This is a genomic window from Micromonospora haikouensis (assembly GCF_900091595.1).
In the GTDB taxonomy this organism is placed as follows: domain Bacteria; phylum Actinomycetota; class Actinomycetes; order Mycobacteriales; family Micromonosporaceae; genus Micromonospora; species Micromonospora haikouensis.
In genome coordinates, this window is sequence record NZ_FMCW01000020.1 from 138,237 (window position 1) to 151,228 (window position 12,992).

1 protein-coding gene is annotated in these 12,992 nt (G+C 76.2%); it reads right to left on the reverse strand.

All coding sequences use genetic code 11. From position 1 onward, the window contains the following. Positions 1-22 precede the first annotated feature (22 nt). On the reverse strand, positions 23-12,871 hold the full coding sequence (locus tag GA0070558_RS20895) for a type I polyketide synthase (protein ID WP_256092050.1): 12,849 nt from the start codon (positions 12,869-12,871) through the stop codon (positions 23-25). Between the last annotated feature and the right edge of the window lie 121 nt (positions 12,872-12,992).

Below are 12,992 nucleotides of genomic sequence, written 5' to 3' on the forward strand. Positions count from 1 at the left end.
CGTCGTCCCGGCAGCGTTCACGTCAGGACACCCCCAGCTCCCGGTCGATGAAGTCGAAGACTTCGTCGGGGGTGGCGTCCTGGAGCTTCTCGGCGACGGTGTCCCCGCCCGCGCCCGCCGGGGCGTCGTCGGCGTTGAGGGAGGCCAGCAGGGCCCGCAGCCGCTCGGTGATCCGGATCCGGGCGCTGCGGTCCGGTGCCGAGCCGGTGAGCGCCGCCTCCAGCCGGTCCAGCTCCCCGAAGACCGGCGCGACGCCGACCACCCCGCCGTCGACGATGGCCGCCCGCACGTACTCGGCGAGGCCGGCGGCGGTCGGGTAGTCGAAGACGACCGTGGCGGGCAGCCGGACGCCGGTCGCCGCGGTGAGCCGGTTGCGCAGCTCCACGGCGGTCAGCGAGTCGAAGCCGAGTTCCCGGAACGCCCGGTCGGGTTCGACGGCGTCCATCGAGGCGTGCCCGAGCACGGCGGCGGCCTGGCCGCGTACCAGGTCGAGGAGGGTCTTGCGCCGCTCGGCGTCGGTCTGCCCGGCGAGCAGCGCGGCGAGGGACTCGGCGTTCGTGCCGGCGTCGTCGGCCCGCGTGGCGGCGGCCTGCTGCGCCTCGGCGATGCCGGCGAGCAGCGGGCTGGGCCGGACGGCGACGAAGCCGGGCACGTACCGGGCCCAGTCGATGCCGGCCACCAGCGTCGCCGGCTCGCGCCGGGCCACGCAGTGGGCGAGCACGGCGAGCGCGGGGGCGGTGTCGAGGCGGGCGACGCCGGTGCGGCGGCGGCGCTCCTCCACGGCCGGGTCGGCGGCGGCCATCCCGCCGGCCGCCCACGGTCCCCAGGCGATCGACGTGGCCGGCAGGCCCTGCCGGTGCCGCTGCTCGGCCAGCGCGTCGAGGTACGCGTTCGCGGCGGCGTAGCTGCCCTGCCCGGCCGCGCCGAGCTGCCCGGCCATGGCGGAGAACAGCACGAACGCGCGCAGCTCCCGGCCGACGGTCAGCTCGTGCAGGTGCAGCGCGCCGAGCACCTTGGGCCGCAGCACGGTGGCGATCCGGTCGGCGGTGAGCCCGTCGAGGACCCCGTCGTCGAGGACGCCCGCCGCGTGCACGACGGCGGTCAGCGGCGCGTCGGCCGGCACCTCGGCGAGCAGCTTCGCCAGGGCCGCGCGGTCGGCGACGTCGCAGGCGGCGACGGTGACCCGCGTGCCCGCCCCGGTCAGCTCCCGGACCAGGTCGGCGGCGCCCGGGGCGTCGGCGCCCCGGCGGCTGACCAGCAGCAGGTGCTCGGCGCCCCGGGCGGCCAGCCAGCGGGCCACCTCCGCGCCGAGGGCCCCGGTGCCGCCGGTGACGAGGGTGGTGCCCCGGTGGTCGGGCTCGTCGGCGGCGGGGGCCCCGCCGGGGGCCCGAACGAGGCGGCGGACGAGGATCGTGGCCCCGTCGACCGCGACCTGGTCCTCGCCGTCGAGGCCGGCGAGGGCGGCGCAGAGCAGGTCCCAGCCGTGGTCGTCGAGGGTGGCCGGCACGTCGACCAGGCCGCCCCACCGCTCGGGGTGTTCCAGGGCGACGACCCGGCCGAGGCCCCACAGCAGCGACTGTTCGGGCCGGTCCACCGTCCCGCCCCGGGTGGTGCCGGCCGCGCCCCGGGTGACGCACCACAGCGGCGCGGCCACGTCGAGGTCGCCGAGGGCCTGGACCAGGGCGAGGGACCGGGCGAGGAACGGCGGCACCGGCTGGGTGTCGTCGACCGCGCCGTCGGCGAGGGCGAGCAGCGACAGCACCCCGTCGGCGGGGGCCCGCCCGCCGTCGCCGTCGCCGGTCACGGCGGCCAGGTGGGCGGCGACGGCGGTCCGGTCGGTCGACTCCTCGGGCAGCAGCACCAGCCGCACGTCGGCACCCCGGCGGGTCAGCTCGGCGACGGCCGCCTCGCCCTCCCCCGCGTGGCGCTCGTCGGCGACGACCCACCAGTCGCCGGAGAGGAAGCTGACGGGCGTGCCGGTGTACGGCTGCCAGACGGGGCGGTAGCGCAGGTCGTCCAGGGTGGAGCGCTCGCGTTGCTGCCGTCGCCAGGAGGCGAGCACCGGCAGGGCCGCGCCGAGCCGTTCGAGGGAGTCGGTGGCGTCCTGCGCGGTGAGTTCCGCGAGCGCGGCCAGGTCCTCCCGCTCGACGGCCGCCCAGAACGCGGAGTCGACGCCGCTCGGGGCCTCGTCCGCGCCGGCCAGCTCGGCCTTCGTGGGCCAGAACCGACCCCGGTCGAACGCGTACGTGGGCAGCGGCACCACGCCGGCCCCGGCGAGGACCTTCGTCAGGTCGACGGGCAGGCCGATCGCGTGGGCGGTGGCCAGGTTGGTCAGCAGCCGGGCCGGGTCGTCATCACCCCGGCGCAGGCTGCCCAGGGTGTGGCCGGTGACGCCGGCGTCGTCGAGGATCGCGGTGACCGGCATGGTGAGCACCGGGTGCGGGCTGATCTCCACGAACGTGGTGTGCCCGGCGGCGATGGCGACGCGGACGGCCGCGTCGAACTGGACGGTCTGCCGCAGGTTGTCATACCAGTAGTCGGCGGTCATCGACGCCGGCTCGACCCAGTCACCGGTGAGCGTCGACACGAGCCGGACCCGACCCGACTGCGGGGCGACGTCAGCCAGGTCCGCCCGCAGCCGCTCCGCCACGTCCTGCACCGACGGCGAGTGCGACGCGTAGTCCACCGGAATCAGCCGCGCCCGGATCCCGTCCGCCTGACACGCGTCCACCAGGCCCGCGACCGGCTGCGGCGGACCCGACACCACCACCGTGCCGGGCCCGTTCACCGCCGCCACACCCACACCCGGGAACGCGCGGAGACGCTCGGTGACCGCGTCGGCGGACAGGTCCACCGACGCCATCGCACCCGTCCCCCGCAGCACCGCCAGGGCCCGCGACCGCAACGCCACCGTCTTCGCCGCATCCTCCAAGGACAGAATCCCGGCGACACACGCCGCACCGATCTCGCCCTGCGAGTGGCCAACGACCGCGTGCGGCACCACGCCCGCGTGCTCCCACGCCGCGGCCAGAGCGATGCCCACCGCCCACAGGACCGGCTGCACCACCTCGACCCGTTCCAGCCACGACTCGTCGTCGCCGGTCAACACCGACACCAGGTCGACATTCAGGAACGGGGCGAGGGCACGCTGACACTCGGCCAGGCGCGCGTCGAACACCGGCGTACGACCGACCAGACCGGCGGCCATGCGTGCCGACTGCGCGCCCTGACCCGGGAACACGAACACCGGCCCGGAACCGTGCCCCGACGCCACACCGGCGACCACGTTGCCCGCCGGCTGACCGGACGCCAGCGCGTCCAACCCGGCGAGGAACTCCTCCACACCCGAACCGACCACGGCGGCCCGCTGGTCGAACGTCGACCGCGTCGTCGCCAGGGACCAACCGACCGCCGCCGGCTCCACGTCGCCGTGCTCGCGCAGATGCCGCGCGAGGCGGGCCGCCTGACCGGCCAGGGCAGCCTTCGACCGGGCCGACACCGGCCACACCGTCACGTCGGCGACGACCAGGCCCGGACCGCCCGTGCCGGCGGCCGCGATGAGGCCGTCGGTGTCGGTGGCCTCGGCGGCGGGCAGGTCGTCGGGCAGTTCGAGGATGACGTGGGCGTTGGTGCCGGAGATGCCGAACGACGACACCGCCGACCGCCGCGCACGACCCGTCTGCGGCCACGGCGTCGCCTCGGTCGCCAGCTCCACCGCACCCGCCGACCAGTCGATGTGCGGCGACGGCGCGTCCACGTGCAGCGTCGCCGGGACGACGCCCTCCTGCATGGCGAGGACCATCTTGATGATCCCGGCGACGCCGGCCGCCGCCTGCGTGTGGCCGATGTTCGACTTCACCGAGCCGAGCAGCAGCGGCGTCTGGCGCCCCTGCCCGTAGGTGGCCAGGATCGCCTGCGCCTCGATCGGGTCACCCAGCGTGGTGCCGGTGCCATGCGCCTCCACCACGTCCACGTCCGCCGTCGACAATCCCGCCGACGCGAGGGCCTGCCGGATCACCCGCTGCTGCGACGGCCCGTTCGGCGCGGTCAGCCCGTTCGACGCACCATCCTGGTTCACGGCGGAGCCGCGCACCACGGCGAGAACCGTGTGACCGTTACGCCGCGCGTCCGACAGCCGCTCCACCAGGAGCACCCCGACGCCCTCACCCCACCCGGTGCCGTCCGCGCCGGCCGCGAACGCCTTGCAGCGGCCGTCGGCGGCCAGGCCGCGCTGCCGGGAGAACTCCACGAACAGCCCCGGCGTCGCCATCACGGTGACGCCGCCGGCCAGCGCGAGATCGCACTCGCCGCGCCGCAGCGCCTGCACCGCCAGGTGCAACGCCACCAGCGACGACGAACACGCCGTGTCCACCGACACCGCCGGCCCCTCCAACCCCAACGCGTACGCCACCCGACCCGACACCACGCTCGCGGCATTCCCCGTGCCCGCGAAGCCCTCCACCTCGTCCACGGCCACCATGAGCAGGGCCCCATAGTCCTGGCCATTCGTGCCGACGAACACCCCTGTTCGCGAACCCCGCAACCCCGCCGGATCAACCCCTGCCCGCTCCACCGCCTCCCACGACGCCTCCAGCAGCAACCGCTGCTGCGGGTCCATCGCCATGGCCTCACGGGGCGAAATGCCGAAGAAAGCCGCATCGAAGTCGGCCGCCTCGTAGAGGAAGGCGCCGCTGCGGACGTAGGAGGTGCCGGAGGAATAGGGGTCGGGGTCGTACAGCCGGTCGATGTCCCAGCCCCGGTCGCCGGGCAGGTCGGACACGGCGTCGCGGCCGGCGTGCAGCATCTGCCAGAACCGTTCGGGGTCGACGGCCCCGCCGGGGAACCGGCAGGACATGGCGACGATGGCGACGGGCTCGTCGTCGGTGAGCGACACGGAGGCGGTCTGCGCGACCGCTTCGGCCCCGCCGCCGAGTTCCTCGTGCAGGTGCCGGGCGAGGACGGTGGGGGTGGGGTAGTCGAAGACGAGGGTCACCGGCAGGCGCAGCCCGGTGGCGGTGGCGAGCCGGTTACGCAGCTCCACGGCGGTCACCGAGTCGAAGCCGAGGTCCCGGAACGCGTGGTGCGGGTCGACGGCGTCGCCGCCGGCGTACTTGAGGACGGTGGCCGCCTGGCCGCGCACCAGGTCGAGCAGGGCGGCCCGGCGCTCGTCGGCGCTCATCCGGCCGAACGCGGCGGCGGGGCCGGCGGCGGCGGTCTCCTTCGTCTCGGCGAGGCCCTTGCTGGCGGCGAGCTGCTGCGCCTCGGGGATCTCGGCGATCAGCGGGCCGGGCCGGGTGGCGGTGAACGCGACGTAGAACCGGTCCCAGGCGATGTGGGAGATGGTCAGGTACGTCTCATCGTGCTCGACGGCCTGGTGCAGCGCGGCGACGGCGAGCCGGGGGTGCATCTCGGGTGCGCCGTGGCGGTGCAGCATCCGGCCGAAGTCGCCCTCGGCCATGCCGCCGCCGCCCCACGCGCCCCAGCCGATGGAGGTGGCGGGCAGGCCGAGGCCGCGGCGGTGCTCGGCGAGGGCGTTGAGGAACGCGTTGCCGGGGGCGTAGTTGCCGACGCCGGAGCTGCCGACGGTGCCGGCCATGGAGGAGAACAGGACGAACGCGTCGAGGTCGTGGTCGCGGGTCAGCTCGTGCAGGTTGAGCGCGGCGGTGACCTTGGCGCTGAGGGCGTAGTCGACCTGGTCGAGGGTGAGCGAGCTGATGACCGAGTCGTCGAGGACGGCGGCGGTGTGCACCACGGCGGTGAGCGGGTGTTCGGCGGGCAGGTCGGCGATGACGGCGGCGAGGGCGTCGCGGTCGGCGGCGTCGCAGGCGGCCACGGTGACGCGCGCGCCGAGCCCGGTCAGCTCGGCCTCCAGCTCGGCGATGCCGTCGGCCTGCCGGCCGCGCCGGCTGAGCAGCACCAGGTGGGACGCGCCGTTGGCGGCGAGCCAGCGGGCCATGTGCCCGCCGAGGGCGCCGGTGCCGCCGGTGACGAGGGCGGTGCCCCAGGGCCGCCAGGTGCGGGTGGCGGGGGCGTCGCCGAGCGGGGCGCGCAGCAGCCGCCGGCCGAACGCGCCGGCCCGGCGCAGGGCCACCTGGTCCTCGCCGTCGGCTCCGGCGAGGATGCGGGCGAGGCGGCGGCCGGTGGTGTCGTCCGGGTCGGCGGGCAGGTCGACGAGGCCGCCCCAGCGGTCGGGGTGTTCGAGGGCGGCGACCCGGCCGAAGCCCCAGGCGAGCTGCTGCCCGGGGTGCGGCAGCGGGTCGGCGGGGTCGGTGGAGACCGCGCCGCTGGTCAGCGCCCACAGGGGGGCGCGGACGCCCGCGTCGCCGAGGGCCTGGGTGAGGGTGACGGTGGCGGCGAAGCCGACGGGCACGTGGGGGTGGGCGGGCGTGGGCGTCTCGTCGGGGGCGAGCAGGGAGACGATCCCGGCGGCGGGGTGGGTGGCGGCGAGGTCGCGCAGCCGGGCCGCGAGGGCGTCGCGGTCGGTGCGGTCGGCGGCCAGGGCCACGGGTACGACGGTCGCGCCGCGCCGGGCGAGGGCGTCGCGGGTGAACGCGGCCAGCCCGGCGCCGGCCTGCTGCTGTCCGGCGACGCTGCCGTCGGTGCCGGTGCCGGTGTCGGTGCCGGTGCCGGTGTCATCGATGTCGCCGGTGACCAGCCACCAGGTGCCGGTGAGGGCGGGCTCGTCGCCGCCGTCCGCGGCGACGGGCAGCCACGCGTCGCGGTACCGCCACGAGTCGATGGTGGCCTGGTCGCGGTGCCGGCGTCGCCAGGCGGTGAGGGCGGGCAGCACGTCGGCGAACGCCGCCTCGGGGACGGTGCCGCCGCCGGCCGCGCCGTCGGTGGCGTCGGCGAGTTCGGCGGTGAGCGCGACCAGGTCCCCGTTCTCGACGGCGGCCCAGAACCGGGCGTCGGACTCACCCTCGGGGGCGGGGCCGGTAGCCGTGGCGGCGGTGGTGGCGGCGGTGGTGGCGGGCCGGGGCCAGTAGAGCTGCCGCTGGAACGGGTACGTGGGCAGGTCGCGGCGGCGCGCGGGCAGCCCGGCGTACGCGGGTCGCCAGTCGACGGGCGTACCCCCGGTGAAGACCTCGGCGACGGCCCGGTGGAACCGGCCGAGGTCGCCCTCGTTGCGCCGCAGGGTGCCGGTGACGGTGACCGCGCCCGGGTCGGCGGCGGCCAGCTCGACGCTCTCCTGCACGGCCATGGTGAGCACCGGGTGGGCGCTGACCTCGACGAACGTCTGGTAGCCGGCGGCGACGAGGCTGCGCACCGCCTCGTCGAAGCGGACGGTCTGGCGCAGGTTGCGGTACCAGTAGTCCGCGTCGAGGCCGGCGGTGTCGAGCCAGTCGCCCGTCACCGTGGACCAGAACCGGATCTCGCCGGTGCGGGGGGCGAGCCCGGCGAGCAGGTCGACCAGCTGCTCGCGCAGCGGCTCAACGTGCGCGGAGTGGGAGGCGTAGTCGACGGGCACCCGGCGGACCCGGGTCTCGCGGGCCTCGTAGTGGGCGACGAGTTCGTCGAGGGCGGCGGAGTCGCCGGAGACGACGACGGAGGTGGGGCCGTTGACGGCGGCGAGCGCGACGCGGCCGTCCCAGCGGGCGATGGTGGCGGCGGCCTCGTCGGCGGTGGTGGCGACGGAGACCATGCCGCCGTCCCCGGCGATGCCGGCGATGATCCGGCTGCGCAGGGCGACCACGGCCGCCGCGTCGTCGAGGCTGAGGGCCCCGGCGACGTACGCGGCGGCGATCTCGCCCTGAGAGTGGCCGACGACGGCGGCGGGGCGGACCCCGTACGACTGCCAGAGGGCGGCGAGGGAGACGCCGACGGCGAACAGGGTGGGCTGGACGACGTCGACGCGTTCCAGGGACGGTGCGTCGGGTGCGCCGCGCACCACGTCGACGGGCGACCAGTCGACGTACGGGCGCAGGGCCTCGGCGCACGCGGCGAACGTCTCGGCGAAGACTCCGGCGGTGTCGAGGAGTTCGGCGGCCATGCCGACCCACTGGGAGCCCTGGCCGGGGAAGACGAAGGCGACCTCGCCGGGCGTACCGGTGCCGGTGACGGTGTCCGGGGCGGGCCCGGCGGCGGCGAGCGCGCCCAGCGCGGCGGTCAGGCCGGCGCGGTCGGCGGCGAGGACGACGGCCCGGTGGTCGTGGGCGGCGCGGGTGTCCACGAGGGACCAGCCGACGTCGGCGAGGGCGTCGTCGGCGACGGCGTCGAGGTGGTCGGCGAGGTCACGGGCGCGGGCGGCGAGGGCGGCGGCGGTGCGCCCGGACAGCACCCAGGGCAGCTCCCGGGCCGGCGCGGCGGCCTGCTCTGCGGAGGCCGGCGCGGTCTCCTCCTCGGGGGCCTGTTCGAGGATGGTGTGCACGTTGGTGCCGCTGATGCCGAACGAGGAGACCCCGGCGCGGCGGACGCCGTCGGCGGGCTCCCACGGGCGGGCCTCGGTGAGCAGCGCGACGTGGCCGGCGGACCAGTCGACGTGCGGGGTGGGCTCGTCGACGTGCAGGGTGGGCGGCAGCACCCCGTGCCGCATGGCCAGGACCATCTTGATGATCCCGGCGACGCCGGCGGCGGCCTGGGTGTGGCCGACGTTCGACTTGATGGAGCCGAGCCACAGCGGCCGGTCGGCGGGGCGGTCCTGCCCGTAGGTGGCGAGCAGCGCCTGCGCCTCGATCGGGTCGCCGAGGGTGGTGCCGGTGCCGTGCGCCTCCACGGCGTCGACCTGGTCGGCGGTGAGCCCGGCGTTGGCCAGGGCCTGCCGGATGACCCGCTGCTGGGCGGGCCCGTTGGGGGCGGTCAGCCCGTTGGACGCGCCGTCCTGGTTGACGGCGCTGCCCCGCACGATGGCGAGGACGGGGTTACCGTCGCGGCGGGCGTCGGAGAGCCGCTGGAGCACCAGCAGGCCGACGCCCTCACCCCAGCCGGTGCCGTCGGCGGCCCCGGCGAACGGCTTGCACCGGCCGTCGGCGGCCAGCCCGCGCTGGCGGGAGAAGCCGACGAAGATGCCGGGGGTGGCCATGACGGTGGCGCCGCCGGCGAGGGCGAGGTCGCACTCCCCCGCCTGCAGGGCCTGCGCGGCGAGGTGCAGGGCGACCAGCGACGACGAGCAGGCCGTGTCGACGGTGACGGCGGGGCCGTGCAACCCGAAGGTGTACGACAGCCGCCCCGAGATGACGCTCGCGGAGGTGCCGGTGGCGAGGTAGTTCTCGTCGACGTCCCCGGCGGCCATCAGCAGCGAGCCGTAGTCCTGGCCGTTGGTGCCGACGTACACGCCGGTGCGGCTGCCGCGCAGCGCGGTCGGGTCGATCCGGGCCCGCTCGAACGCCTCCCAGGTGGCCTCCAGCAGCAGCCGCTGCTGCGGGTCCATGGCGAGGGCCTCGCGAGGGCTGATGCCGAAGAAGGCGGGGTCGAACTCGCCGGCCCCGGCGACGAAGCCGCCCTCCCGCACGTAGCTGGTGCCGAGGTGTTCGGGGTCGGGGTGGTACAGCTCGGCGATGTTCCAGCCGCGCTCGCCGGGCATCAGGGTCATCGCGTCGGTGCCGTCGGCGAGGAGGTCCCACAGCTGCTCCGGCGAGCTGACCCCGCCGGGGAACCTGCAGCTCATGCTGACGATGGCGACGGGCTCGCGGCGGGTGTCGGTGCCGGCGGCGACGACGTCGCCGGGGGTGTCGCCGGGCAGCCGGTTGGTCAGCCCGTGCAGGTGGGCGGCCAGTTCGGCGACGGTGGGGTGGTCGAAGACGAGGGTGGCGGGCAGGGTCATGCCCGTCTCGGCGGTGAGCCGGTTGCGCAGCTCGACGGCGGTGAGCGAGTCGAAGCCGAGGTCCCGGAAGGTGCGCTCGGGCAGCGGCCTACCGGCCGGGTAGCCGAGCACCACGGCGGCCTGGGTGCGCACCAGCTCGGTGAGCTGCGGCAGGGACCGGCCGACGACGACGGCCCGGACGGGGCCGGTCGCCACGGCGGGCACCCCGGGCAGGGCCGCGATCAGCGGGTTCGGCCGCCCCCAGGACGCGGCGAGGCGTCCCCAGTCGACGTCGGCCACGGTGACGGCCGGCCCGGCGGCGTTGACGACCCGGCCGAGGGCGCTGACGGCCTCCGCGGCGGGCAGCGGGTTGATGCCGCCCCGGGTGAGCCGGGCGGTGAGCGCGGCGGTGGCGGCGGCCATCCCGTCGGCGGCCCAGGCGCCCCAGGCGACGGCGGTGGCGGGCAGCCCCTGGGCGTGCCGCCACGCGGCGAACGCGTCGAGGTAGGCGTTGGCCGCCGCGTAGTTGCCCTGCCCGGCGCTGCCGACCACCCCGGCGAGGGAGGAGAACAGCACGAACGCGTCGAGGTCCCGGTCGGCGGTGGCATCGTGCAGCACCCGGGCGGCGGTGACCTTGCCGGCGAGGACGGCCTGCATCCGGTCGACGTCGAGGCCGTCGAGGACGCCGTCGTCGACGATCCCGGCGGTGTGCACGACGGCGGTGAGCGCGGGCAGCCCGGCGACGAGCGCGGTGACCGCCTCCCGGTCGGTGACGTCGCAGGCGACGACCCGCACCGCCCCGGTCCCCCGCAGCTCCTCGATCAACTCGGCGACGCCAGGAGCGTCCGGGCCACGCCGGGACGCGAGCACCACCTCCGCCGCACCGTTGGCCAGCAACCACCGCGCCGTGTGCCGACCCAACGCACCCGTACCACCGGTGACCAACACCGTCCCCGACGGACGCCACCCCGACCCGACCGGCGGCGCGGCCGGCACGAGCCGCCGGCCGAGGACGCCCTGCGGGCGGATCGCCACCTGGTCGTGGCCGGCGTCGGCGAGGACGGCGAGCAGGGCGTCCCCGCCCGCCCGGTCGAGCCGGTCGTCGCCGCTGTCGCTGCCGGTGCCGGGCAGGTCGACGAGGCCGCCCCAGCGGTCGGGCTGTTCGAGGGCGATCACCCGGCCGAGGCCCCAGGCCGCCGCGGCCGACGGGTCGGCGATCCGCTCGCCGCCGCCGACGGAGACCGCGCCCCGGGTGAGGCACCACAGCCGGCCGGGCAGGCCGGTGTCGGCGAGCGCCTGGGCGAGGGTGAGCAGCAGCGCGGTGCCGGCGGGCACGGCGGGGGCGTCCGGCAACGGCGCGTCCCGCTCGGGCAGCAGGCAGACCACCCCGGCCCAGCCCGCTTCCGCGCCCGGTCCCCCGGCGTCTCCCCGCTCCCCCACAGCCCCGCGCTCAGCGCCGCCATTCTGTCCGCCCGCGCTGCCCGGCTCCCCGAGCCGCCGCAGCGCCTCCCCCAGCTCGCCCCGCCCGACCCCACCGCGAACGCCGATCACCTCGACCCGGGCCCCGCCCCGGCGCAGCGCCCCCACCACTCCGCGATCTTGCAGTTCCGGCCCCGACAAAAGCCGCGTTCCGCCCGTTTCGGGGGCCGCGACTGCAAGATCGGCGGGGAGGGTGGGGGTGACGACGAGCCAGCGGCCCGGCAGGGGCCGGGTGGGGGCCAAGGCAGGGGGCACGGGTTCCCAGGTGACGCGGTACGTCCAGGCGTCCAGCACGGCGTCGCGCTGGCGGGCCCGCCGCCACGACGACAGCACCGGTACGGCGGGGGCGAGCGCCTCGATCGCGGCGGGATCGTCCTGCACGGCCAGGTGGGACGCCACCTCGGTCAGGTCGCCGCGCTCGACGGCGGCCCAGAAGTCACCCTCGGGTCCGGCGGCGTGTTCGGCCTGCGCGGCGGCGACCGCGCCGGCCTCGGGCCAGTACCGCTGGTGCTGGAACGCGTACGTGGGCAGGTCCACCCGGGACGCGCCCGTGTCGGCGAACCACGGCCGCCAGCCCACCGACACCCCGTGCACGTGCAGCTCCGCCAGAGCGGCCAGCAGACCGGCGACCTCCGGCCGATCCCGACGCTGGGCGGCCACCGCAAGCACGGAAGCCTCAGGCAGCGCCTCCGCCGTCAACGCCGTCAACACACTCTGCGGGCCGACCTCCAGAAACGTGTCCACCCCCGCAGCCCGCAACGCCGCCACCCCGTCGGCAAACCGCACCGCCTCCCGCACATGCCGCACCCAGTAGTCAACGCCACAGATCTCGTCAGGATCGGCCAGCGCCCCAGTCACGTTCGACACGACAGGCAGCTCGGGCGCGGCGAAGGTCAGCCGCGACAGCACCGCCCGGAACTTCGCCAGCATCGGCTCCATCAACGGACTGTGAAACGCGTGACTCACCGCCAACCGACGGGTCCGCACCCCCCGACCCCGCCACGCCCGCTCCACCACGTCCAAGGCGTCCACCGCACCCGACACGACGACAGAAGCCGGGCCGTTCACCGCCGCGATGCCCACCCGATCGGACAACCCGTCCAACGAGGACAACACGTCCGCCTCGGCCGCATTGACCGCCAACATCCCACCACCGGCCGGCAACGCCTGCATCAACCGACCCCGCGCCACCACCAACGCACACGCATGCTCCAGCGACAACACCCCCGCCACATGCGCCGCCACGATCTCACCAACCGAATGACCACCCACGAAATCCGGCACCACACCGAACGACTCCACCAGACGGAACAGGGCCACCTCAACCGCGAACAACCCCGCCTGCGTGAACACCGTCGAATCCAGCAGCCCCGCCTCAGCGGAGCCCTCCGAAGCGAACAACACCGACTTCAACGACTGCGGCAACCCACGATCCAGGTGCCCACACACCTCGTCCAACACCGACGCGAACACCGGGAACGACGCGTACAACTCCCGACCCATCCCCGCCCGCTGCGCGCCCTGACCGGAGAACAACACGGCGAGGGGACCCCGGTCGACAGCGCGGCCGGCGACGACCGCGCCGGACGGCTCGCCCGCCGCCAGGGCACGCAGCCCGGCGAGGAGATCGTCGCGGCCCGTCGCCACGACCACCGCGCGACTGTCCAGGGCAGCGCGGGAGGTGACCGACGACCACGCCACGTCCACGGGACGCGCGTCGGCGCCGGCGTCCAGCCAGGCCGCCCAGCGGCCCGCCTGCGCGGCGAGGGCGGCG